The sequence below is a fragment of the Flavobacterium sp. RNTU_13 genome, assembly GCF_046614455.1.
Taxonomy (GTDB): domain Bacteria; phylum Bacteroidota; class Bacteroidia; order Flavobacteriales; family Flavobacteriaceae; genus Flavobacterium.
Genome location: NZ_JBKJHB010000006.1, coordinates 58786 through 83601, shown reverse-complemented (window position 1 = coordinate 83601; position 24816 = coordinate 58786). Strand labels below are relative to the sequence as shown.

Sequence of the window (24816 nt, the reverse complement as noted above, 5' to 3'; positions counted from 1 at the left end):
ATTTTTAAACTAAGAAGCTGCGTTTACTTTCTTCATTTTTCCGGTAAGCTGCATCAGCATAAAAGTAATAAAGAAGAAAATCACCACGCTAATGGCAAGCTGTATGGCAAGGTTGCCCAACTGCCCCACGCGGTTAGCCGCAATGTAGTGCGTATGGGTAAGCGATACCCATAGGTCTAACACCGGCTGCGATGGCAGTATAAGAATCAGTAATGCAATTACTATAAGTAAAATGCGGTGTGTGTACAGTTTTTTTATCCAAAGGAGCTGTGTAAGTATAAAATACAGTACCGGCCCGTAGAAGATAACCCATCCGTAATTTTCAAGGTTACCGCCCTGTATGCTTACATTAACACCGTTTGCCTGCGGTTGTTGCAGCGCGTACAGGTTGTACATAAGCGGCAGTTGCAGTATTAGGTTTAGTATGCCGGCAAGGCGAATGCCCTGTATGCCCTGTACTATAAAAAGTTCTTTAAATGCAATGCCTTTAAGGTTGCCCGTTTTAATCAGGTGGAATAAAGCAATAAGTATCCCAAAACCCATAAACATAGCGGTAAACAGGGTTTGCAGTATTGCAGTAGTAGTAAGATTTTCCATTTATATATTAAAACTGGTACACCACCTCTACCTTATGGCCTTGAAGTGCGCTTTTGGCACGGTCTATATCTGGCGCAAAGCCCAGTATGTAGCCGCCACCACCAGATCCGCACAGTTTCAGGTAGTAGTCGTTGCTTTCTATGCCTTTTTGCCACAGCTCATGGAAACCTTCCGGTATCATAGGTTTAAAGTTGTGGTAAACCGTTTTGCTCAGCTGCTTTATGTTGGCAAACAGGCCTTTGGCATCACCGTTAAGGAAATCGGCAATACAGGCATCAGTATATTTAAGGAATTCGTTTTTAATCATGGTACGGAAGCCTTGATCCTTAAGGCTTTCCATAAAAATCTGCACCATAGGGGCAGTTTCTTTTACAATACCGGAGTCTAAAAGGAAGATAGCGCCTTTGCCCTCTAGGTTTTGCATAGGTATGCCTGTGGCTTCAATGCTTTCGGCAGAGTTAATAAGGATAGGGATGCTCAGGTAGCTGTTTAGCGGATCAAGACCACTGCTGGTACCGTGGAAATAACTTTCCATACGCCCAAAAATCTTTTTAAGCTTTAGTAGTTTTTCCTGGGTAAGGTTTTCCAGTACGGTGATTTTATCTGTGGCGTACTGGTCGTAAATAGCAGCCACAAGCGCGCCACTGCTGCCTATGCCGTAGCCTTGCGGTATGCTGCTGTCAAAATACATACCCGCTTCGGCATCGCGTTTCAGTGCATCGATGTTAAAGGTTACCAGTTCAGGTTCTTGTGCCTGAAGGTTTTCCAGATAAGTGGCAAAGCCACGCAGGCTGGCATTACTCTTTTTAGCCGCTTCGGTATCAGTATCGGTAAGTTTTAGCCCACCGTTATAAAAGTTATACGGAATAGATAAACCCTTAGAACCTTTGTTAATGCCGTGCTCTCCGAAAAGTAATATTTTTGAGTAGAATAATGGACCTTTCATCGTTGTGTGATTGCTATCTGTTTTTCGATGTAAATGTACGTATTTTTTTGTTATCAGGATGTGTGTTAACCAATCTTTAATTTACAGGTTTGCAGCACCGTAACCCACTTGGTCTTCAATGTACTGGGCGTTTTGGCAGTAGGTGGCTAAATCGGATTTTATAAACCCTGTAACTGCCTCGCGGTTTGCCTGCGGATACAGCACGTGTACATTAGCTCCGGCATCGAGCGTAAAGCATACTGGTATGCCGGTTTCGGCACGGAACTCCCATATTTTATTAATGATTTGCAGCGTGTTTGGCTTCATCAGTATAAAGTACGGGTTGCTGGTCATCATCATGGCGTGCAGGGTAAGGGCCTCGCTCTCGGTTATTTTTATAAACGCGTCGGTATCGCCGGTGGCAAGCGCCGTTTTCATAGCGCTGAGGTTAGTATGCGCCTGTGCAAAACGCTGTTCCGCAAAGGGGTGCCCGTGCATCAGGTCGTGCCCCAGAGTAGAGCTTACCTGTTTTTCGCCTTTGTCCACCAGTAAAATAGTATCCTGGTAGGTAGTAAACACGTCGGCTACGGTGGTATATTCTACGCCGTAGAGGTCGGTGCTGCCCGGAGTTTCAGCATGGCTACCCCATATAACCACATTACCCGTAACACTGCGGCAGGCGCTTCCGCTGCCCAGCCGCGCCAGGAACGATGCTTTTTGGTCAAAGTATTCCTGTGTCATACCCGGATTCAGTAGGCGCTCCAGGCTCATAAGGTTAACGGCAAGCGCCGCCATTCCCGAAGCCGACGAAGCTATACCGCTGCTGTGCGGAAACGTGTTGTGGGTATCTATAGTAAAATGATACTGTGTAAGGGACGGCAGGTAGGGGTGTACGCGCTCAAAAAACTTTTCAATTTTCGGGCGGAAGCTTTCCTTCGGCTGGCCTTCAAAAAGCAGGTCAAAAGAAAATGCGCCATTGTCTTCCTTTGGTTCAAAAGAAAGTTTTGTTACCGTTTTACAGTTATTAAGCGTAAGGCTTATGCTGGGGTTTGCCGGAATTTGGTTGGCTTTTTTACCCCAGTATTTTACAAGGGCTATATTGCTGGGTGCACTCCACTGAAAGCTGCCGCTTTCGGCAGTGGCGGTATACGGTTGCGGTATAAAATCCTGTACGGATGCCATGTGTTTTTTGTTTTGGAATTGCAAAGATAGGGTTTTGGGTTTTAAAGTTGCTGCTATCCGCGGATCATAACAAACATAGTAAAAAATAATACTGAACCATTGCGCATATCATTATTTATCGTAATATTGCGATATAGTAATAAAGCAATGATATGGGGATTTCTAAAACCGAACATTTTACTGAAGCCCAAAACCGCATGGCGGCCATTATGAAGGCGCTGGGCCACCCCGCACGTATAGCTATTATAGAGTACCTGCTTAGGGTAAACAGCTGTATTTGTGGCGATATTGTAAACGAGCTGCCCCTGGCACAACCCACAGTTTCGCAACATCTTAAGGAGCTGAAAAACGCCGGGCTTATAAAAGGCAATATAGAAGGTACTGCTATTTGCTACTGCATAGACGAAAATGCCGTGGCATTGCTTACGCAGTACTTTGGTACTATGCAGGCCTCGCTGAAATGTAAAAAGGATAACTGTTGTTAAATTGATATATTATGAAACTTTCTGAACTTAAATCAATACTGGAAAACGCCGCTGATTTAGCGTTTTACCTGGAAGACGGCACCGCCGTGCCACAACATTTCCACGTAACCGAAGTAGGTGCGGTAAACAAGCATTTTATAGACTGCGGGGGTACTGTGCGCACTGAGTACACGGTTAATTTTCAGCTATGGAGCGCTAACGACACAGACCACAGGCTGGCTCCCGCAAAGCTGCTGCACATTATAGCGCTGTCTGAAGATAAACTTGGCCTTACCGATGGCGAAATAGAGGTAGAATACCAGGCGGGTACCATAGGTAAATACGGACTGGAGTATAACGGTAAGCACCTGGTGCTTACCAGCAAAAAAACAGCCTGCCTTGCTGAAGACCAATGCGGTATACCCGCGGCCAAGCCAAAGCGTAAATTAAGCGAATTACAGGCGCAACAAAGCTGTGCGCCGGGTTCGGGGTGCTGCTAGGTATGGATGCGCAGGCCAAAAAACGCCACTACCGCAAGTGTGCTATTATTACCCTTTCGGTGGTGGTGTTGCAACTCATTTTCGGGTGGGATGCCAAGTTTTTTATCATTAATATCATTTGGTTATTTGTATAGTTTTTATGGAGAAAAAGAACATTTTAGTACTATGTACCGGTAACAGCTGCCGCAGCCAGATTGCCGAAGGTTACCTGAAACATTTTGCCGGAGAAAAGGCTAACGTGTACAGTGCAGGGGTAGAAACCCACGGCGTAAACCCTAAAGCCATAGCTACCATGGCCGAAGATGGTATAGACATAAGCAATCATACCAGCAACAACGTAGATGAGTATACTAACATAGCGTTTGACTACATTATTACCGTATGCGACAATGCCAAAGAGCGCTGCCCTTACTTTCCATCGCAGGCGGTGCGGTTCCATTACAACTTTCCTGATCCGGCTAAGGCTACCGGAACCGATGAGGAGGTGCGTGCGCAGTTTGCCCACGTGCGCCAATTGATTAAAGATTATTCACGGGATTTTGTAGAAGATAATTTGTAACAATTTTACATGTGGCTCGTCTAAAACCAATAATCATCAATCAAAAACCACATGAAGAAATTTTTACTATTCACGGCGGCATTCATTACCCTCGCCCTAAATGCCCAGCAGGCAAAACTGTCCCAAATAGACAGCCTGTTTACCAGCCTGAGCGCTAAAAAACAATTTAACGGTAACGTGCTCCTGGCAGAAAAAGGCAACATCATTTACCAGAAAAGTTTCGGCCTTCGTGATGAAGCCCGTAAGCTGCCGCTGGATGCCAATTCGGTTTTTGAGCTGGCATCGGTATCTAAGCAGTTTACCGCTATGGCTGTAGTATTGCTACAGGAAAAAGGTAAGCTGCAATACGATGACAAGCTGGGTAAGTACCTGCCCGAACTCGCGTTTTATAAAGATGTTACCCTGCGCCAGCTGCTTAACCACACCGCGGGCCTGCCGGATTATATGGATCTTATTAAAGCCAAAGGCGACACTACGAAAATATGGACCAACAAAGACATGATTGCTCTTTTTGCCAAAGAAAAGCCTGAGCCTGTTTTTGCTGCGGGGTCTAAATACGAGTACAGCAATACGGGCTACGCGTTGCTGGCTTCGGTTATAGAAAAGGCTTCGGGGAAAACCTACGCCGATTTTTTACAGCAGAATATTTTCAGGCCGCTTAAAATGAACAGCACCTTTGTGTACACCCGAAGGTTGTCGCCAAAAAAAGTAGACAACTACGCCTACGGCTACGTATACGATAAAGCGCATAAAAAACAACTGCCAGATGATTTGCCGGAGTACCATGTGGTGTGGTGGCTGGATGGCATAGTGGGCGATGGTACCGTAAACGCATCGGCACCTGATTTACTAAAGTGGGACAGGGCGCTGTATGCCAATACCCTGGTGTCTAAAAAATCTATGGAACTTATACAAACCCCACCAGCATTGCCTAACGGTGAAAAAACCAAATATGGTTTTGGCTGGGTAATAGATACGAATCCCGATTACGGTAAGCTTACGGTGCACTCCGGCGGATGGTTTGGCTACGTAACGTTTATAGAGCGCGATATAGATAATGATAAAACCATTATTATCCTGCAAAACCATGAAGAGGGTAAGCTGGATTTCTTAAAACCGCTACGCAGGCTTATGTACGGTAAGGACGTTGAAAAACCTGATACTAAAGAAATAACGCTTAGCCCGGATAAGCTTACCCCACTGGTGGGTAAGTACCTGCTGGGACCCGGCATTGTGATGGAAATGAGTGTTGTAGAGGGCACGCTGTACACCCAGATAACCGGCCAGCCAAGGTTTGAGGTGTTTGCCGAAAGTGAAACTAACTTTTTCCTTAAGGAGGTACCGGCAAAGCTGGTGTTTACTAAAAATGATAAGGGTAACGTAACGGGGCTGACCATAAAACAGGGAGGGCGTAATATACCGGCCACTAAAATGAATTAATCAATGTAGCAATGGGTTAATGTAACAGTGTAATAATTTATCAATGTAGCAATGTAGCGATGGGTTAATGTAACGATTAATTTGGTTGTGCTTAATAAATATAAAAAAACCACAGATGTTCTGTGGTTTTTTGTTGTATGTTGTGGTGTAAATTTCTTATCCGTGGTATACGCGCGAAAATACGATTTGCCCATCCTTAACGTCAAATACTTCGGCTACAGCCATGTCTTCTTCGCCTTCTACCTCGCGTATGTATTCTATAAAAACGCGGTCGTTGTTAGCCGTTACAGTAAGCAGCTTGTAAAATAAAGAGGGTAGCCTGTTATAAGCGCCCTGCCACCACTCATGCAGTGCCGGGCGGCCTTTAACCAGTCCGTTTGTTTCGGGTTTGTGTACCTTCAGTTTCGGGCTAAAGTGCTCGGCATCTTCGGCATACAGCCCTACCAGCCTGTTAAGGTCGCGGTTGTTAAAGGCATCTATCCACTCGTGTGCTATCTGTTCTGTGGTAAGCATTACTGTGCGTTTCTTATATTAATGATTTCCTGATCTGTAAGGAAACGGTAGTTACCCCTTGGCAGGTTCTTTTTGGTAAGCCCGGCAAACATAACGCGGTCTACCTTAAGTACATCGTAGCCAAAACTTTCAAAAATAGCACGTACCACCTTTACGTTTGGCGTGCGCAGTTTAAGGCCTATTTCTGATTTAGGCTGGTTGTCTATAAAGCTTATTTCGTCTATAAACAGGCGGTGCCCATCCAGGGTTACGCCCCCTTTTATCTTTTCAAAATCTTCGGCTTTCAGGGTACGGCTAAGCGATACCTGGTATATTTTAAACGACTTTTGGTTGGGTTGCGAAAACTTGCGCAGCAAATCGCTATCGTTAGTAAACAATATAAGGCCTGTTGTGTTTTTATCCATACGGCCCACCGGCTGCAGGTTAGCCTTGCTGGCACCCTGTATAAGGTCAAACGCGTTTTTAGCGTCGCTTTCGCCCGTTGTAGAAAAACTCTTAGGCTTGTTTAGCAGCAGGTATTCTTTCTTTTCGGGAGTAATACGGGTACCGTCAAACTCTACCACATCGGTTAGTTTTACTTTGTAGCCCATTTCTGTAACCACCTCGCCGTTTACCTTTACATTACCGCTTTGTATGTATATGTCGGCATCGCGGCGGCTGCACATACCGCTGTTAGCTATGTATTTATTAAGGCGAATTTCGTCTTTCTCGGTTTCTACTTTAGGTTTTGCCTGTTTGGTTTCAAACGGCTTAGGGCCTTTCCCTTTAACAAAGGCTGCTTTGCGCACCGGGCGGTCGCCGTTAGGTGCTCCCGGTTTTTCTTTACGTCCGTCAAAAGGCTTATTGCCGCCATCATTTTTCTTCCTGCTGTTGCTGTTTCCGTTTCTTCCGGTTGTTCCGCCGCGCCTGTTGTTATTCATTCTGATAAAAATTTTTGCAAAAGTAAGCATTTTAATCATGTAAAGCAGAAAGTTTTACAGTGCGCCGTGAACCAATGTTTTAACATAGAATCCATATTAGAATATTGCTTAGTGATGAAACTTGCAATGTTTTATATTTAACATTTGATTAACATTTTGTTTCAAAAATCTGCTTTTGTGGTTTTAAGTTAATTTTCTACTAATATTGTAGGGTTGTGGTGTTTATCCCACTTTACAGTGCAGCAGCATATTAAAAGGACAAGAAGTAGTATGGAGAAGAAGAATATTTTAATACTGTGTGGGGGCAACAGCTGCCGTAGCCAAATGGCGGAGGGATTTTTTAAATTTTATGCCTGCCGTGAGGCTAATGTATACAGCGCAGGGCTTGAAACTAAAGGCATACATCCGCAGGCGGTAGCCGTAATGGCAGAAGAGGGCATAGACCTTCGCGGCCATAGCTGTAACCATGTAGACGATTACAGGGATGTAAAATTTGACTATGTAATCACCGTGTGTGATATAGATGAACGCTGCCCGGTGTTCCCGGAACGTGTACAGCAGTTCCATTATAATTTTCCTGACCCGGTTGCCACAACCGGTACCGATGAAGAGGTTGCCGAAGCCTTCAGGAAGGTGCGAAATGAAATTAAAACCTTTGCACAAAACTTTGTGGCCACCCATATATCCTGTTAAACCCGATTGCAAAATTACGGCGGCTTTTTCTGCATAGTACTGAAGGCTGTTATTCAGTAAAATTACTAACGGCTCATTAAACGGGTGTAAAGGGTATACATTGTTGCTTTTTGATGTAAAAGCGGAAGAATAATGTGTAACGTGCTGGTAATCAAAAATACGTTTTTTGGCGTTGTGGAACATTTACCACAGTTTTACGGTATATTTTCAGGAAAAAAATATACACTTTGCGGAATATTACCCCTTTGCTAAATTACTATAGCCAATGTAGTTGGTTGTCTCAAAAAAATAAAAAAGTCCGAAACAAATCAGTTTCGGACTTTTTTATTTTGTTCGACTTATGGCTTAATTTTTCATGTTTGCACCGGTAGGTACTTCGTGGTACAGTCCGCGTTTTTTTAGCAGCGGGATGATGCTTGGGTCGCTACCCCTAAACGTGCGGTACATGGCAGCAGGGTCTGCCGTGAAACCACGTTCTAATATGTTAGTCCTGAAAGAGGTAGCCTTCTCTTTATTGAACAAAGAGGTTTCCTTAAACGCTTCAAAAGCATCGGTATCCAGCACGCCACTCCATATATAACTGTAGTAGCCTGCGCTGTATCCGCCCGCAAATATATGGCTGAAATACGTACTGCGATAGCGCGGTATTATGCTGTTAATCAGGTTAATCTTCTTCATTGCCTCATCCTCAAACGGGGTTACGTTTTGGGTTATGGGCTTTGTAATGGTGTGGTAATCCATGTCTAAATAGCTGGCTGCCAGGTATTCTACTGTTGCAAATCCTTGGTCAAACGTAGCTGCCTGCTGCATTTTTGTTGTCAGTTCGGCAGGCAGGGGCGCTCCGGTTTTATAATGCTTTGCATATAGAGTAAGTACTTCAGGTTCAGCAGCCCAGTTCTCCATAATCTGCGATGGAAGCTCTACAAAATCAGTAGGTACACTGGTCCCCGAAAGGCTCTCGTAGCGTACATTACTCAGTAGTCCGTGCAGCGCATGCCCAAACTCATGGAAGAAGGTACTGGCCTCATCAAACGTAAGCAACGAGGGCGTGTTTGCAGTGGGCTTGGTAAAGTTACATACAATAGAAATTATAGGTATAATGCGCTTACCGTCAACGGTTTTCTGCTTGCGGTAGCTGGTCATCCAGGCGCCGCCCTTTTTGCCTTCCCTAGGGAAAAAGTCCATGTATAACAAGCCCAGCAGCGTACCGTCTTTATCGTGTACTTCCCAGGTAGTTACATCTTTATGATACACCGGTACGTTTGTAACCTGCTTAAAACTAATACCATACAAGTTGTCGCATACGGTAAAAATACCGTTTCGTACGCCATCCAGGCTAAAATATGGTTTAAGCTCCTGTTCATCAAGGCTATAGCGGCTCTTACGGATCTTCTCCGTGTAATAACGCCAGTCATACGGCTGTACAGGGCCTTCTATCTTGTCAGCCTTCATAAGCTGTTGTATGTCAGCTTCTTCCTGCTTTGCTTTTTCAAGGGCAGGTTCCCATATCTGGTTTAGCAGCGTGTATACTTTATCGGGTGTCTGCGCCATGCGTTCTTCCAGTACGTAGTCAGCATGTGTCTTGTAACCAAGTAGTTGTGCGCGTTCCATGCGCAGGTTAGCCGTTTGTATAATGTTAATACGGTTATCGTGGGTATCGCCATTGTTGCCACGGTTTTGATACGCCTTCCAGATATCCTCCCTCAGTTTACGGTTATCAGCATATTGTAAGAAAGGCATTACACTGGCGTTTTGGAGTGTGAAGACCCATTTGCCCTCTTTGCCTTTGGCTTTTGCCTCTTCGGCAGCGGCAGCTATAACGCTTTCCGGTAGTCCTGCAAGGTCGTCTTTATTGTCTATAACCAACTGATATCCATTGGTATCTGCAAGTACATTATCGCCAAACTTAAGCGATATTACCGCCAGTTCGCTGTTTATTTTGCGCAGGCGTTCCTTCTTATCGGCGGGTAGCCCGGCACCGTTCCGTACAAAAGCTTTGTACTTACGTTCCAGTAGTTTAGCATCTTCACTGTCTAGCTTAAGGTCCAGTTGGTTATCCCAAATCTGCTTTACGCGTGCAAACAGTTTTTCATTCAGGTAAATGTTATCGTTATGCTTACTGATTTCTGGCGCTATCTCCTGCGCTATCAGTTGCATTTGTTCGTTTGTTTCGGCAGTGTTGAGGTTGTTAAACACTGTGTATATGCGGTTTAGCAATTGGCCGCTGTCTTCCAGTGCCTGTATGGTATTTTTAAAATCAGGCTTTTCGTGGCTGTTTGCTATGGCGGCTATTTCGGCATCGTGTATACGCATGGCCTCTGTAAGCGCCGGCTTATAGTGCTCATTTTTAATAAGATTAAACGGCGGGGCGCCATACGGGGTATCCCAGGTGGCCAGCAGCGGATTATCGTCGCCCAGGGCCCCGGTTTTGTTCTCTTTGCAAGACATAAACATTCCGGTTACTATTAATATTAGTGCTGTTTTAGCAATTTTGGTCATCATTTGTAAAGGTATCATTTCTATGGGTTACCCCAAAATTTTAGTATCGGTGAATTGTTTTGGCAAATTACACCATAATGCTTTCTTAAAGTATTAAAGGCGCGTTAAACCTGTTCTTTTTAACAGGGAAAAACCTAACTTTATTGTGTAGTAAAGTATAGAATTATGAAAATATCAGCCAAACATATAGCCCTTAAAACGCTGAAATGGTTGGGTATAACGGTAGTGGTAGTATTGCTGCTGCTGTTTTTGCTGCCCATACTGTTTCCGGGCAAAGTAGAGTCGGAAGTAAAGAAACTGGCTAATAAAAGCCTGGCCTCAAAGCTGGAGTTTAGCAACACCAAGTTATCCTTTTTTACCCATTTTCCATCGCTTACCGTGTCTATAGATAACGTGTCGCTCATGGGGTCAAAACCCTTTGAGAACGATACTCTTGTGCGTGCCCGGCAGGTAGCACTGGGCATTAACCTTAAGCGCCTGATTTTTGACAACACCGTAAAAATAGACGAGCTTTATGTAGACGATGCCGTTATAAACGTGCAGGTTAACAAGCAGGGGCAGGCGAACTATAATGTATACATCAGCCCGAAAGACACGCCTAAAAAACCTACCGACCCTGAGGAAGGCACCGCTATACAGTTTGACCGGATTGATTTTTCGGACTGCCATATTACCTATAACGACCGCTCTGCCAATATGTTGGTAGATGCCCGCGGGTTTAATTACCTGGGGCGTGGCGGTTTTACCAAAGATGTTTTTGACATGGAGACTGACGCTAATATAGATGCCATAGACTTTTATTACAATGGCGTTCCGTACCTGGAACGCAAGGAGGTACATGCCGATCTTATAACCCGGGTAAATACCAATGCGCTTTCGTTTATTTTACAAAAGAATGAGCTGCGTATTAATGAGCTTCCGCTGGAGTTTACGGGGTTTTTTACCATACTTAGAGATGGTTATAACATAGGTATAAACGCCGCCAGCCGTAACACCACGCTAAAAGATATTTTTAGTGTAGCGCCCCCGCAGTACCTTACCTGGATGGAAAAAACCCGTATAGAGGGCGATGCCGACCTGCGCTTTACTTTTAAAGGCAGGTACAACGCTGCTAAAAACCAGCAGCCTGATTTAGGCATGGTGTTTAAGGTAAATAACGGTGTACTGGCGTACAATAATACGCCTGCTTCCATGGAAAAACTTCGGGTAGATGTTAACGCTACATTGCCGTCGCTGGATGTAAACCGTATGGTACTCGATGTTAAAGCGTTTGATTTTAACATTGGCAAAAACGGCTACTTTAAAGCCCTGCTTAATACCAAGGGCTTGGAAACCATGGCAGTGAAAGCTGATATAAAAGCAGCACTTAACCTTGCTGAGCTCGACGCTACACTTGGCCTGCCCGATGTAGACCTGAAGGGCATGCTGCGTACCGATATTGTGGCTAACGGTACCTTTAACGCTAAAAAGCGCCTGTTCCCTAAAACCAAAGGCAGCATAGACCTTAAAGGAGGATGGCTGAAAACATCGTATTACCCAAACCCTATACAGCGTATTACCCTGGTAGCTAATATTACAGATACCGACGGTACGTTTGGCGGGTTAAAAATGGCGCTTACCCCGGCAAGTTTTGAGTTTGAAGGTAATCCTGTTTACGTGAGCGCTACTGCCGAAAACCTTGATGATGTTTTGTATACCTCCCGTATTAAGGGCGAGCTTAATGTAGGGCGTATATATAAGGTGTTTAAACGTAAGGGACTAAATGTAACCGGTTATGTAAAAGCCGACCTAAGCCTTAACGGCAGGCAAAGCTATGCCACAACCGGGCAGTACAGCAAGCTGGATAACAGGGGTACACTGCTTCTTAAAGATATAAAAACCCGTAGTGACTTGTTTCCCAAGGCATTTTATATAAACGAGGGGTTGTTTAGGTTCCAAAATGAAAAAATGTGGTTTGAGCGTTTTACGGCGCACTATGGCAAAAGTGATTTTGCGCTAAATGGCTACCTGCGTAATACTATTAATTATTTTATTAGTGGTAAAGGCACGCTGCATGGGGAGTTTGGGCTAAAGTCAAAACTGATAAATGTAGATGAGTTTATGGCGCTGCAACCCGCTGATGCTGCCAGCCCGGCTGAGAGCAAAGCCGATGCGGCAAAAGCTTCGGTTAAAAAAGACCATCCTAAAGCCAGTGGGGTAGTGGCTGTACCGCATAACCTTGATGTTTGGCTTAAAGCCGATGCTAATGAGGTGGCATATAATGGCCTGCTGCTAAAAAACCTGACCGGAGGCGCGGGTATAAGTGGCGGACAAATGTACCTGAAGGGCGCGAAGTTTGATATTATAGGATGCAAAGTGGGTATAGACGCACGTTATAAAAATGAGTCGGCGGTGGCGGCCAATTTTGATGCACGCTTTACCGCTAAGGATTTTAATGTAAAACGCGCATATAATGAGTTACCTATGTTTAGGGAAATGGCCACCGCGGCAGATAAGGCAGAGGGCGTTATATCTATTGACTATACCATAAAGGGCGACCTTGATGCTAACATGGCTCCTATATATGAGTCGCTCCACGGCGGAGGTACCATAACGTTGCGTGATATTAAGGTAAAAGGGCTTAAGATGTTTGGTGCCATTAGCGAGAAAACAGGGCAGGGGAGTATTAACAATCCTTCCTTTAAAGACATAGTGGTGCACAGTACCATTAATAATAATGTAATAGACATAAAGCCGTTTACTTTTAAGGTGTCGTTGTTTAGGCCTACCATAAAAGGTACTACCAGCTTTAACGGCCTGCTTGATTTGCGCGTACGCCTGGGGTTACCGCCTGCAGGGCTTATAGGTATACCCATAACGGTTACAGGCACGCACAGCCAACCGAAGATTAAGGTGTTCAGCAAAACCGGTAAAGCCATTAAGGAAGCGGTGTACGATACCAAAACCAATAAGGTAATAAGCGAAGAAAAAGTGACGAAAGAACCGGATAAGAAGGAGTAGTTAACGGGTACATAAACACAAAAAAGGCGGTTTCAAATCCTGAAACCGCCTTTCGTTTTTGTTAGGCATTAATTGCCTCTACCTTAATATCATTGTCGTTGAGCATATCCTTAAGCATGTTTTCTATACCGCTTTTAAGGGTAAATGTACTGCTGGGGCATCCGCTGCAGGCACCTTGCAGTATTACCTTAACGCGCTTGTCGGCCTCGTCGTAGCTTTCAAAGGCTATGTTGCCGCCATCGCCCTGTACTGCAGGCTTTACATATTCTTCCAGGATGTTTATAATACGTTGCGATGTAGCATCGAGATTGTCAAAGTAAGCCTCCTGCTGTTTTTCTGCAGCCGGTGTTTGCTGAATCAACGATTCGTCTATTACCGTGTTGCCATCTTCTATGAACGAACGGATATAAGAGCGCACTTCGGCGGTAATCTCATTCCAGTCGGCCATGTCATATTTTGTAACCGAAATATAATTTTCGTCTATAAATACTTCTTTTACAAACGGAAACTTAAACAGCTCACGCGCCAGTGCCGATGGAGCGGTTTGGTCTATGTTTTTAAACTCGGCCATGGTTTTAGTAAGCAGTTTATTGCTTACAAATTTCATAACGGCAGGGTTTGGTGTACTCTCTACATATACGGTAACGGGTACTTTCTTTTTTGCTTCTTCCTGGTTTTCAATTAAAATCTGGCCGCCGTTGTTTACAAAATTCTCTATCTGTTCGGCTACCTCGTCCTGAACATCAGTCCATTCTACAATGCTGTAGCGTTCTATGGCTATAAAGTTGCCCGATATGTAAACGGTTTTTACAAACGGCAGGTAAAACAGCTGGCGTGCCAGTGGGCTGTCTGCGGTATCGTCTATATTTTTAAACTCGTAATTAGTGCGGCTTGCTATGAAGTCGCTAAACTCAAATTTTATGATAGCAGGGTTTTGAGTGGCCCTTATGGTGACTTTTTCCATGATGCGTATTAAAGTTTAGGCAAAATTACGACAAAAACCAATAGTATGGCATCTGTAGCTTACTCATATTATAGTATAGTAAGCACGGTGATTTATAAAATTTTGAGTTGTACAGGCGGTCGTAACGTAGCGCTGAACGATTGATTATAAACTTTAACACATTACAGTTTGGTTTAACATACCGTTAAGTTTTTAAGGATTGCATTTAATTAGGTAAATTTTGTAGCTGTTTTATGAAGATTAGTTAAATTATACCCTAAAATGTAAAAGCACTTTAAAGTTAACAGCAATTTTTATAATAATATTTAGATTGACTATTGAACCTATGACAAAAATTTATATATTTGACCGCTAAGGAAAATTACTGTTTAGTAAGCTCGGAACACAGGGCTTTTGTAGGGTTACTTATTGCTTATTTGGGCGGTAACTGCTGCAAAGCCTGACTAATAAAAAGCACAAATTTCATTAAAACGATCAAAGGTTAACATGAATTTTAAAAAGGTTTATCTCATTTTTGGATTATTTTTAGCCCAAATGTCTTTCGGTCAGGAAGGTGTAGCTGTATATTCAGACTACCTGTCAGACAACTATTACCTGATTCACCCGGCTATGGCAGGTGCCGCAAACTGCGCCAAAATACGTGGTACAGCACGCCAGCAATGGTTCGGACAGAAAGATGCACCACAGCTGCAAACGCTAAGTTTTAACACATCATTAGGTGAGCAGTCTGGTATTGGTGCTATCGTTTTTAATGACAAAAACGGTTACCACTCTCAAACAGGTGCCAAGCTTACGTACGCTCACCACATTAAATTTTCGAGAAGCGATTACGATTTGAACATGCTTTCATTTGGTATGAGCGCCGGCCTTGTACAAAGCCGTCTTGATGAAACAGAATTCCTTAACGGTCAGCCTTTTGATCCAAATGTTAATGGTGGTGTTGTACAAAAAGATTCTTATTTTAATGTAGATATTGGGGCAGCATACCACTTCCTTGATTTCTATGCCATATTTACTGCTAAAAACGTAATTAAGAGTAAAAGGGCACTATACAGCGATGTAGAGAGTAGTAACCTTACGTCTTACCTATTATCATTAGGTTATGTGTTTGCACTGCCGGATGATACCTGGAGCCTGGAGCCATCTGTTATGTTCCAGTCTATTACAGAGACTACAGAGAAAACTATCGATGTTAACCTAAAAGCCTACAAAGAACTTGACTTCGGTCGTGTTTGGGGAGGTCTTTCATACCGTCGTAGCCTTGATGGCGCGCAGTATACAGACAGGGCAGGTAACTCAATTAAAGAGCAATATATGCAGTATGTAACACCAATAGTGGGTGTTAACTATAAAAACTTTATGTTCTCTTACACCTACTCGTATTTAACAGGCGATGTTAAGTTTGATAACTCAGGTTTCCACCAAATTACCATTGGTCTTAACCTGAACTGTAAAAACGACCGCTACGAGTGTCACTGTCCTGCAGTTAATAACTAATTATAGAGCAGATATTATTAATTCCGTCCCGAAATTGTATATTTCGGGACGTTTTTTTTTGCGTATAACCCAAACTTAATTACTCATATTTATGGCTCTTATAAAACCGGTTAGGGGTAAAAGCCCCGTGATTCCTGAAGATTGTTACGTAGCAGAAAACGCTACCATAATTGGAGATGTTACCTTTGGTGCTGAGTGTAGCGTATGGTTTAATGCCGTGGTACGTGGCGATGTACATTATATTAAAGCGGGCAATAAGGTAAACATACAGGATGGTGCGGTGATTCATTGTACCTATCAAAAACATCCTACAGAGATAGGTAACAACGTATCAATAGGTCATAATGCCATAGTACACGGTTGTACTATCCATGATAATGTACTTGTGGGTATGGGCGCCATAATTATGGATGCCTGCGTAGTGGAAAGTAATTGTATTATAGCTGCCGGTGCGGTAGTAACCCAGGGTACCCGCGTAGAAAGCGGTACCATTTATGCCGGTGTGCCGGCAAAGAAGGTGAAAGAAATAAACGCATCTGATTTTGCCGGCGAAATAGCGCGTATATCAAACAATTATGTAATGTATGCCTCTTGGCTTAAAGAAGATTAAAACGCCGTTTTTTCGGCCTTAAAATCATTGCCGATAATACTTTGCAGCACCGCTGTGTCTGCGTTGGTATAAAATGTATTAGTCCCTTTATGAGGGGTTGTATTAAGTAAGCCGTGCTGTTGCAGTACGGCTTTCGTTTGTTTTGCCACGGCCTCGCCGGAGTCTATTATTTTTACCGTTTCAGGCAAAATTTCTTTTATCTGCGGAATAAGGTAAGGATAGTGGCTGCACCCCAGTACCAGATAATCTATATTAGCCTTAATCATAGGTTCCATATACTCTTGCAGCAGCGCGGTCATTTCCGGGGAGTTTATTTTGCCACTTTCAATTAAAGTAACAAGGTTAAACCCCACCTGCTCTATAAAATTGATGCCGCTAAATCCCGCTACAGTCTTATGGAAAAGTTCACTGCTTAGTGTGCCTTTTGTAGCCAGAATGCCCACGTTACCGGTTTCGGTATGTATGGCAGCGGGCTTTATAGCCGGTTCTATTCCTATAAATGGAACATCAAAATGCGAACGCATTTCCTTAATAGCATTTGTTGTAGCAGTATTACACGCCACCACAATAATCTTGGCACCCTGCTTAAGCAGGTACTCTGTATTTTTAAAGCTTAGCGCTATGATTTCATCTTTGCTTTTTTGCCCGTACGGGGCATTAGCCGTGTCGGCCAGGTAAATCGTATCTTCGTTAGGTAAAACGGCATGGATTTCTTTCCATATAGAAGTCCCTCCAATACCCGAATCAAAAAGTCCTATAGGTTGTGTGCTTTTATCCTCCATAGTACAAATATAAAAAAAACGGCCTAAAAAGGCCGTTCCTGTTTTACATCGTAAATACAATGTTATGCTTTTGGTTCTTATTTAAAACCAAGTTCTTTTTTAACGTCTGCGCTAAGATCCGGACCATCAGCCACAAGTACACCTGCACCAATTGTAGAATCTAATACGTACTGATAACCTTTAGCTTTAGCCACTTTTTGTATTGCTGCTTTAGCTTTTTCAAGGATAGGTTTTACAATAGCTTCCTGCTTAGTTTGTAGCTCTTTAGAAGCGTTTTCCTGGTAATCCTGAATCCTTTTTTGCATATCCTGTAGCTCTTTGCTGCGTGTTTCATTTACAGCATCAGTAACAGTAGTTGCTTCTTTTTCGTACTGGCTTGCTTTTTTCCTGAATTCCTCAACCATGGTTTTGTATTGGGTTTCGTAACCTGCGCTTAGTTTTTCAAGTTGCGCTTTTGCGGCTTTCATGTCAGGTGATGCATCCATAAGTTCGCTAACGTTTATGTGTGCTACCTTAGCCTGAGCAGAAGCTACCTGACTTGCACCTACAAAAAGCATGGCTGCTATTAATAAGGTTTTAAGTTGTTTCATCGTGTAAAAAGTATTAATTATTAATTTTTTGTTTTTAGTTTCCTTTTAATTTCAATTTAATCTTTATCGTTTAAAGATCCGCCATCGGTAGTGGTAGGTTTAGGCTTTTTAGCATCCTCACGTGCTTTCGCTATAGAGTCGCGTTTTGCCTGTGCCTGTTCTTTCTTTTTGGCAAGAGCCTCCTGGCGTTCTTTTATTTTTCTGTTGCGTTCCTCAATCACCGCTTTCCTTGCTGCCTCACGGTCTTCTGCTGTGGCACCTGCAGGTTTTGCAGTAGTGTTTTGTGCAGGCTTATCTGTAGCCTGTTTACCTGTTGTGGTAGGTGCGTCCGGCGTTTCGTCGTCTGTGCTGTTTATGTCATCTTTTCCACCGGCGGGGGTATTACCTCCGGTTGTTGTGGGCTTGGCAGCAGGTTTAGCCGTTTTAGCATTATTACGCGCTTCCTGGCGTTCTTTTATCTGCTGCTCCCTTTTTTCTTTTGCTTCCTGGCGTTTTGCTTCGGCGGCGGCTTTACGCTCTTCCAGTGCTTTTTGCCTTGCTGCCTTTTTCTCTTCCAGTGCTTTTTTGCGGTCTGCTACTTCAGGGTCGCTATCCAGCTCGTCCTGTTTTTCCTGTTCTTCAAGTTTTTTAGCCTGCTTGCTGTTTAGTTTTTCCTGTTTAGCGGCACGGCTCATGCGTTTTACAATCAGGTCGCTAAGGTCATGCTTTTTAGCTGCAAACAACATGGTAAGGTCAGACGACCGGTCAAAAACAAAATCAAGTTTACGCGTTGCAGAAATTTCCTGTACTATGGTAAACACTTGGTCTTGTATTGGCTTTACTAACACCGCCTTTTGTGTTATGAGCTCGCCTTTTGGGCCAAATTTCTTTTCCTGAAACTCGCTCATATCTTTTTCCTGCTGTGCTATTTCCTCTTCACGTTCTTCAATAAGTTCCTTTGTAAGCAGTGGCTTTTCGGTCTGAAGGCTTTCTTTAAGACGAGTTATTTCGTTCTTTTTAGCATCCAGTTCCTGCTTCCACTTAGCGGCACGCTGCTCCAGTTGGCTTTTTGTTTCGGCATAGCTGGGCACTTTGTCCAGTATGTATTCCATGTCTATGTAGGCTATCTTAATGCCTTTGGTCTGCGCGGTTGCAGTTAATGCAGCGCCCAGTGTGAGCAGTAGGACTAAAAGTTTCTTCATAACCTTCATTCATTTACTTATTAGAAAATATCATGCCAATTTTTTTAGAACTGCTGGCCTATGATAAAGTGCGTTTCCCATCCGTTTGGTTTTTGGTAGCCCGGAAGCGGGTCAAACCCGTAACCGAAGTCGATACCCAGCATACCGAAGGCCTGCATAAATACCCTAAGACCAAAACCTGCCGAACGTTTTATATCAAAAGGCTGGTAGGTACTAAAACCACTCCATGAGTTACCTGCTTCGGCAAATACAAGCGGGAAAATAGAGGCTTGCGGCTTAAGCGTAATAGGGTAACGTAGTTCTAGTGAGAATTTATTGTATACCGTAGCACCCACCTGGGTACCGTTTACATACGGGCTTAACGACTGGTTAGGATAACCCCTTAACATAATAACCTCGCGGCCATCAAGCGCGTAGTTAGCCATACCGTCTCCTCCAAGGAAGAATCGCTGGAATGGTACAAGGCCCCTGTCTCCGTTATACGCGCCCATCCATCCGAATTCAGCAAGCATACGTAGTACCAGTGCATGATCTGGTGTTCCCATTAGCTTGGTATACCAGTCTCCTTTAAACTTAAATTTATAATATTCCAGCCAGTTAAAGCGCTTTTGGTCAATTTTAGACTGGTTTACATCTGCCGTGGTATAATCGTCTGCCCTGTTTCCGTTTACATCTATGTAATCACCCGGAAATATGGTTTGACCATTTGGTCCCTCGTAAGACTCTGTTGTAGTATTTGTTTTTTTGTACTCTGCCTGATTTTTCAGGTCGTTATAATCTACCCCGTTAACCAATGAGTACGGGAACGTAGTAGAGAAACTTGCTGTAAACAACGATCCATAAATAGGGAAGATAGGGTTTCGGCCCCTGTTGTTACGGGTAAGTTCTATAGTGTATGCCAGGTTACGTGAGGTACCATTACCAAAGGTGAATAAACCAATGTTATAGTTGCTCAGCGCATAGTACTGGAAGGTAAGCGAGTTAGACAACGTCATAAACATATCTGGTGAGCTAAGTCTTTTAGATATACCCACTGTAGCCGACGATATGGTAAAGCTCATGCTGCGGTTAACATCGCGCGTGCTGTAGTTGTACGAGTACTGCTTACTGTGCGATAGTGACGTAAATAACTGTATTGGTTTTTTGCCTCCCATCCACGGCTCTGTAAACGATAAGCTGTAGGTTTGGAAATACGTACTACCCTGTAGCCTAAGCGACAGTTTTTGTCCGTCTCCCATAGGCAGCGGCTTGTACGCATCCTTCTTAAACATATTGTTAGCAGAGAAGTTGTTTAATGAAAATGCCAGCGTACCAATAAAGCCACCACCACCGTAACCACCCTGTAGTTCTATCTGGCTCGATCCTTTTTCGGTAACGTGCCATTCTACATCTACAGTACCCGATGCAGGGTCAGCGTTTTTAACGTCTGGGCGAATGGTCTCGGCATCAAAGAAGCCCAGTGCACCCAGTTCGCGTATGGTGTTAACTACATTTTCCTTGTTCCACTTTTGTCCCGGCCTTGTGTTGAGTTCGCGGTAAATTACCTTATCGTTGGTTTTATCATTACCTACTACCGTAATTTTGTTAAAGTAGGCAATAGGCCCTTCTACAATACGGATTTCAAAGTCTATGGTGTCATTAGCTGTTTTAACCTCTACCGCGTTTATGTTACTAAACAGGTAACCGTTGTTTTGGTACAGGTTAGTAATGTCGTCGGCATCCGGTTTAGGGTTAGCCACGCGTTCCTGTAACAGTACGCCGTTGTATACTTCGCCTTTTTTAATGCCCAATACCTGCCCAAGTTGCTGGTTGTTGTAAATGGTGTTACCCAGGAATTTAATATCTCCAAAGTAATACTTACGCCCTTCCTCTACCTGAATATCTATGGCTACCCTGTTTGTTTTAGGGTTGTACACTACAGTATCTTTTATAATACGGGCATCCCTGTAACCTTTTTCTTTATAGCGGTCTATAAGTTTTACCTTATCTTCCTTGTATTTATCTGCAATAAATTTACTTGGCTTAAACAGGCGCAGCGGGTTGGGGAAAGCTACTTCCTTAGTGTCTTTCATCGCTTTTTTCAGCTTAGAAGACGATATTTTTTCGTTTCCGGTAAAGTTTATTTTACTGATTCGTACCTTTTTACCCTTATCTATATTTACCACCATTTTTACCGTATTGGTACTATCCGGTATTACGTTAACGTATACCTTGGTGTTGTAGTAGCCGTCTTTACGATACTTATTTTCAATATAGTTTTTAGTATTGGTAATAAGGTTTTCGTTAACGGTTTTTCCTTTCTTAAGTTCTGTATCTTTAAGAAGGCCCTCAATTTTACCTTTTTTTACACCCTGCATCTTTACATCGCTTAGCTTAGGAAGCTCTATAATATTAAGGTCAAGGAAAATAGAGTCGTTACGAATGTCGTTTACGTAAAAGTTTACGTCGCTAAAAAGATTTAACCTCCACAGCTTTTTAATGGCGGCACTGATTTCTTCGCCGGGTACATTAATGTACTGTCCTTTTTCAAGGCCGGTAAAGTTTACCACCGTATTTTCGTTATACGATATTTTTCCGCTTACGGTAACCCCGCCCAGTATGTATTTTCCGGGTTCGGGCCTGTTTTCGCCCAGTATGTCGGTTTGCGCTTGGGCAGTAAGCGTTGCAAAAAATAAAAATCCGATAAATAATGCAATGTTTCTTAGAAACCTTACTTTGTTATTTAAGCTGTTCACTGGTTTTTCCAAATCTTCTTTCACGTTTTTGATAGCTAAAAATTGCCTTATGCAGGTCTTCTTCCCTAAAATCCGGCCACAGTACATCGGTAAAATACAACTCAGCATAAGCGGCCTGCCATAGCAGGAAATTACTTATGCGCTGCTCCCCACTGGTGCGTATAACCAGGTCTGCATCTGGTATGTTGTGGGTGTACAGGTGTTTTTGTACTGTAGCTTCGTTTATGGTAGCTATATCTATTTTGTTTGTTTGTACTTCGTTACAAATTTCTTTAATGGCACTTACCAGTTCTTCGCGGCTACCGTAGCTTAATGCCAGGGTAAGCGTCATGCCGGTATTTTCTTTAGTAGCCTCAATTACTTCAAACAACTGCCTGCGTGCCTTTTCGGGCAGCATGTGTGCATTACCTATGGTATTAAGGCGAATGTTGTTTTTTTGCATGGTAGGCAGCTCTTTTTTAAGCGAATTCATAAGAATGCTCATCAGCGCGTCTACCTCCAGCTTTGGCCTGTTCCAGTTTTCTGTACTAAAGGCGTACAGGGTAAGGTAGGCTATGTTTAATTTTGCACAGGCTTCTACAGTTTCCCTAACCGACTTTACGCCGTTTTCATGGCCGAAAGCCCGCAGCATACCTTTCTGCTTGGCCCATCGGCCGTTGCCATCCATTATTATGGCTATGTGCTTCGGCAAATTGCCGGTATCTGGCGTAATGGTTTTATTCATTGGTGTTTTATTAATCAGAACAATAGCATGGCTTATCGCCAAAGGTGTACGATATTGTAAAGGCAGTAAACACATACCAGTCATTACTGTTAGTGTTGCCAAAACGTACGGCATCGTACTTATTGTCGGGCGGGTTACTGCCATCCAGGTTGTCTGTAAAGCTGTAGCGTACACCGCTTTCCAGGCCTATAATCCAGTCCCTTGATACGTGGGCTTTTATACCCACTGTCATAGGTATGGCAAGGCTGCTGCCGTTGTCATAATCGCGCCCTTTGTTTTTGCTTGTGTCCCTGTACAGCTCATTATACCACGCGTACGCCAAACCTGTGTATATGTATGGTGTCCATTTAAAGTGCTCCTCGTGCAGGTTAAAGTCAAAGAAATTGAATTCAAGCCCTAAAGATAACTCTTTTATGGTATTTTTAAACTGATACCCCCTTAGTTTCCTGCCGCTTACATCGCTGTCTGCATCGTCAGACGATATGCGTCCGTAGTTAAAAGCCGCCCTCCACGAATGGCGCGGGCTACGGTTCCAGCGGTAGTATACACCAAGCGCCATGTCTTTTGGCTTAATGTAATTGGTAGGGCCCACGTCGCCTACATAGTTAGCGCCACCGGCTATTAACCCGAACTCATTTATCTGGGCTTCAGCCGAAAAGGTTGTAGCTATTAACGCAGTTATGTACAGCAAACGCTTCATTTAAACAAAAATTGGGTGCAAATATAACAATATAGATTTTGTAATACGCCTAATAATTAGACATTTTACCGCAGCTTTACCAGCATATTCCGATTAATACTGAGTTGAAAACGGCAGAACACCAAAAGTAGTATGTACAGATATAAAATTTTAGCCTGTTAATTCCTCTTGTCTTCACCCCAAAGCAGCTTTTTGCGCAGTGTATCAAGGAATTTCTCTTCGGCAAACTCTACAAGGTTTATTTTAAAATTGGCTTTTTTAACAGTAATCACGGTTTCTACATCCAGCCTTATAATACGCGAATCCAGCGAAACAAGGTGCTGCTCCTCCCGGCTGCTTACGCGCAGTTCTATCTCGGTATCATCGGGTATTACCAGTGGGCGGGCGTTAAGGTTGTGTGGTGCTATGGGGGTTATTACCAGGCTGTTTACCTCGGGCATAAGCAGTGGGCCTCCGCAGCTAAGCGAATAGCCAGTGCTGCCGGTAGGTGTGCTTAGTATAAGGCCATCTGCCCAGTAGCTGGTAAGGTGGTCACCGTTTAGTTTTACCTCCACAGTAATCATAGAAGTGGTGTCGCGGCGGCTTACAGTGATTTCGTTTAGCGCAAAATCAAGGTCTTCCAGCTGGTCTGTGCCACCGGGGTAGTGCAGGGTAAGCAGCGAGCGTGGCGATATTTTATATTTATTTTCGAAGATAAGCGGCAGCAGGTTTTCTATGTTTTCCTGCTGTACTGTGGCCAAAAAGCCCAGCCTGCCCGCGTTTATACCTACAATTGGTATGTTTTTGTTGCGCACAAACGTGGCGGCGCGCAGCATGGTGCCGTCTCCGCCTATGCTTATAAACAGGTTAAACCCGTTGTTAAGCTCCTCGTGGTCTGTAAAGGTGGGATAGCTTTCCTTAAGGATATTCCTCTCGCAAAGCACGTTGTAAAAATTGTATTCAAAAACCACTTCAGGGTTGTACTGCCCGAAAACCACCATCATTTTTTCAATGATTTCATCGGTGTTTTCTTTGTAGTACTGGCCGTAAACAGCTATTTTCATAACTATATATTAAGGTACTTATCCAGGTAATCAGATCGGTCTTTCAGGGTATTCAGGTACGCATCTTCCTGATGCTCTGTAACAATGCTGTAATTGTACCTGCGGAAGGTTTGAATAATTTCACTCAGTCCGCCCAGGCTTATCTTTACGGTTATCTGCACGCGGTCTCCCTCTGCCTCGCTTATAAAAGCGCCCAGCAGCCTGCCGTTGTTGCTCTCTACAATTTGGGCTACTTCGCTCATGCTGTATTCGGTAATACCTTTTTCTACTACAAGTATGCCGCCTTCTTCTTTAAGGAAAGGGGTTTCATCAAAAAACCTTATAATATCCGTTATTTCATAATAACCAAGGTACGAATTTTCTGCGTTGAGCACCGGTACCAGGTTAGTTTCATTTTTGGCAAAAACCTCAAGTACATCCAGCCACATGGTGGTGTTCCGTACAAAAAAACGCTCAAAACTATAGCGCATGTCGCCTATGGGTTTTTCTATATCCATAAGTTCAGTATCCTCGCTTATGGCGCAACCTATGTACACGCCGTTTTCCAGTACAGGAAAGTGCGTAAACGGATATTCGGCAAACAAATCCTGTGCATCGGCTACAGAATCTGTAGTGCGCAGGGCTTTTATATTAGTGTTAAGGAAGTCGGTAATTTCGTTCATCCTGAGGGTTAATTTATATGCAAAATAATCAAAAAT

Annotated in this window: 23 protein-coding genes; 8 read left to right on the top strand and 15 right to left on the bottom strand. The window is 43.5% G+C overall.

The window, feature by feature from the left end; translation table 11 throughout:
• Nucleotides 1-9: 9 nt before the first annotated feature.
• The 3 genes from ACLI08_RS13570 to ACLI08_RS13560 all read right to left on the bottom strand — a co-directional run bounded on the left by ACLI08_RS13570 (nucleotide 10) and on the right by ACLI08_RS13560 (nucleotide 2704).
• Complete coding sequence (locus tag ACLI08_RS13570; protein ID WP_411429040.1) at nucleotides 10-597, bottom strand: hypothetical protein; 588 nt, start codon at nucleotides 595-597, stop codon at nucleotides 10-12.
• A 7-nt stretch (nucleotides 598-604) separates the two neighbouring features.
• Nucleotides 605-1543: a mevalonate kinase gene (locus ACLI08_RS13565; RefSeq protein ID WP_411429039.1), complete on the bottom strand. Its 939-nt coding sequence runs from the start codon at nucleotides 1541-1543 to the stop codon at nucleotides 605-607.
• An 81-nt stretch (nucleotides 1544-1624) separates the two neighbouring features.
• Nucleotides 1625-2704, bottom strand: a complete 1080-nt coding sequence (locus ACLI08_RS13560; protein ID WP_411429038.1) for a diphosphomevalonate/mevalonate 3,5-bisphosphate decarboxylase family protein — start codon at nucleotides 2702-2704, stop codon at nucleotides 1625-1627.
• 152 nt (nucleotides 2705-2856) lie between these two features.
• Between ACLI08_RS13560 and ACLI08_RS13555 the strand changes: the two genes are divergently transcribed.
• The 4 genes from ACLI08_RS13555 (at nucleotide 2857) to ACLI08_RS13540 (ending at nucleotide 5667) form a co-directional block, all read left to right on the top strand.
• A complete protein-coding gene (locus tag ACLI08_RS13555) occupies nucleotides 2857-3189 on the top strand; it encodes an ArsR/SmtB family transcription factor (RefSeq protein WP_411429037.1) in 333 nt (110 codons plus the stop codon).
• An 11-nt stretch (nucleotides 3190-3200) separates the two neighbouring features.
• A complete protein-coding gene (locus tag ACLI08_RS13550) occupies nucleotides 3201-3668 on the top strand; it encodes a DUF6428 family protein (protein WP_411429036.1) in 468 nt (155 codons plus the stop codon).
• Between the two features lie 139 nt (nucleotides 3669-3807).
• Nucleotides 3808-4227: an arsenate reductase ArsC gene (locus tag ACLI08_RS13545; protein WP_411429035.1), complete on the top strand. Its 420-nt coding sequence runs from the start codon at nucleotides 3808-3810 to the stop codon at nucleotides 4225-4227.
• Nucleotides 4228-4278: 51 nt separating this feature from the next.
• A complete protein-coding gene (locus ACLI08_RS13540; RefSeq protein WP_411429034.1) occupies nucleotides 4279-5667 on the top strand; it encodes a serine hydrolase in 1389 nt (462 codons plus the stop codon).
• Between the two features lie 156 nt (nucleotides 5668-5823).
• Here ACLI08_RS13540 and ACLI08_RS13535 read toward each other — a convergent pair whose 3' ends face one another.
• Nucleotides 5824-6180, bottom strand: a complete 357-nt coding sequence (locus ACLI08_RS13535; RefSeq protein ID WP_411429033.1) for a nuclear transport factor 2 family protein — start codon at nucleotides 6178-6180, stop codon at nucleotides 5824-5826.
• Nucleotides 6180-7100 carry a pseudouridine synthase gene (locus tag ACLI08_RS13530; RefSeq protein ID WP_411429032.1) on the bottom strand — a complete coding sequence of 307 codons (921 nt, stop codon included), beginning with the start codon at nucleotides 7098-7100 and terminating at the stop codon, nucleotides 6180-6182. Before ACLI08_RS13530 ends, ACLI08_RS13535 begins: the two co-directional genes overlap by 1 nt.
• Nucleotides 7101-7370: 270 nt before the next feature.
• Here ACLI08_RS13530 and ACLI08_RS13525 point away from each other — a divergent pair, with 270 nt between their 5' ends.
• Nucleotides 7371-7793, top strand: coding sequence for an arsenate reductase ArsC (locus ACLI08_RS13525; protein ID WP_411429031.1), 423 nt, complete (start codon nucleotides 7371-7373; stop codon nucleotides 7791-7793).
• Nucleotides 7794-8138: 345 nt separating this feature from the next.
• On the opposite strand, the gene ACLI08_RS13520 is transcribed toward ACLI08_RS13525, so the two are convergent.
• Complete coding sequence (locus ACLI08_RS13520) at nucleotides 8139-10310, bottom strand: M3 family metallopeptidase (RefSeq protein WP_411429030.1); 2172 nt, start codon at nucleotides 10308-10310, stop codon at nucleotides 8139-8141.
• Nucleotides 10311-10457: 147 nt separating this feature from the next.
• Here ACLI08_RS13520 and ACLI08_RS13515 point away from each other — a divergent pair, with 147 nt between their 5' ends.
• Entirely contained in the window at nucleotides 10458-13292 is a 2835-nt protein-coding gene (locus ACLI08_RS13515; protein WP_411429029.1) for an AsmA family protein, read from the top strand.
• Nucleotides 13293-13353: 61 nt separating this feature from the next.
• Here ACLI08_RS13515 and ACLI08_RS13510 read toward each other — a convergent pair whose 3' ends face one another.
• On the bottom strand, nucleotides 13354-14256 hold the full coding sequence (locus ACLI08_RS13510; RefSeq protein WP_411429028.1) for a NifU family protein: 903 nt from the start codon (nucleotides 14254-14256) through the stop codon (nucleotides 13354-13356).
• Nucleotides 14257-14742: 486 nt separating this feature from the next.
• Here ACLI08_RS13510 and ACLI08_RS13505 point away from each other — a divergent pair, with 486 nt between their 5' ends.
• Both ACLI08_RS13505 and ACLI08_RS13500 read left to right on the top strand, forming a co-directional pair.
• Nucleotides 14743-15753 (top strand): type IX secretion system membrane protein PorP/SprF, encoded by a 1011-nt coding sequence (locus ACLI08_RS13505; RefSeq protein ID WP_411429027.1) that lies wholly within the window; start codon nucleotides 14743-14745, stop codon nucleotides 15751-15753.
• Between the two features lie 91 nt (nucleotides 15754-15844).
• The gene (locus ACLI08_RS13500; protein WP_411429026.1) at nucleotides 15845-16363 is read left to right on the top strand and encodes a gamma carbonic anhydrase family protein; all 519 of its coding nucleotides are present in this window, start codon (nucleotides 15845-15847) and stop codon (nucleotides 16361-16363) included.
• Here the strand turns inward: ACLI08_RS13500 and murI are convergent.
• The 8 genes from murI to ACLI08_RS13460 all read right to left on the bottom strand — a co-directional run bounded on the left by murI (nucleotide 16360) and on the right by ACLI08_RS13460 (nucleotide 24780).
• On the bottom strand, nucleotides 16360-17145 hold the full coding sequence (gene murI / locus ACLI08_RS13495; RefSeq protein ID WP_411429025.1) for a glutamate racemase: 786 nt from the start codon (nucleotides 17143-17145) through the stop codon (nucleotides 16360-16362). The genes ACLI08_RS13500 and murI overlap by 4 nt on opposite strands.
• 77 nt (nucleotides 17146-17222) lie before the next feature.
• Nucleotides 17223-17735, bottom strand: a complete 513-nt coding sequence (locus ACLI08_RS13490; RefSeq protein ID WP_411429024.1) for an OmpH family outer membrane protein — start codon at nucleotides 17733-17735, stop codon at nucleotides 17223-17225.
• A 56-nt stretch (nucleotides 17736-17791) separates the two neighbouring features.
• Complete coding sequence (locus ACLI08_RS13485) at nucleotides 17792-18916, bottom strand: OmpH family outer membrane protein (protein WP_411429023.1); 1125 nt, start codon at nucleotides 18914-18916, stop codon at nucleotides 17792-17794.
• 44 nt (nucleotides 18917-18960) lie between these two features.
• Nucleotides 18961-21738 carry an outer membrane protein assembly factor gene (locus ACLI08_RS13480; protein WP_411429022.1) on the bottom strand — a complete coding sequence of 926 codons (2778 nt, stop codon included), beginning with the start codon at nucleotides 21736-21738 and terminating at the stop codon, nucleotides 18961-18963.
• Entirely contained in the window at nucleotides 21635-22375 is a 741-nt protein-coding gene (locus ACLI08_RS13475; protein WP_411429021.1) for an isoprenyl transferase, read from the bottom strand. The genes ACLI08_RS13480 and ACLI08_RS13475 overlap by 104 nt, the downstream gene beginning before the upstream one ends.
• Before the next feature lie 10 nt (nucleotides 22376-22385).
• Nucleotides 22386-23075, bottom strand: coding sequence for a DUF6089 family protein (locus ACLI08_RS13470; RefSeq protein ID WP_411429020.1), 690 nt, complete (start codon nucleotides 23073-23075; stop codon nucleotides 22386-22388).
• A gap of 158 nt (nucleotides 23076-23233) precedes the next feature.
• Complete coding sequence (locus ACLI08_RS13465; RefSeq protein ID WP_411429019.1) at nucleotides 23234-24118, bottom strand: NAD kinase; 885 nt, start codon at nucleotides 24116-24118, stop codon at nucleotides 23234-23236.
• 2 nt (nucleotides 24119-24120) lie between these two features.
• On the bottom strand, nucleotides 24121-24780 hold the full coding sequence (locus ACLI08_RS13460) for a CBS domain-containing protein (protein ID WP_411429018.1): 660 nt from the start codon (nucleotides 24778-24780) through the stop codon (nucleotides 24121-24123).
• Between the last annotated feature and the right edge of the window lie 36 nt (nucleotides 24781-24816).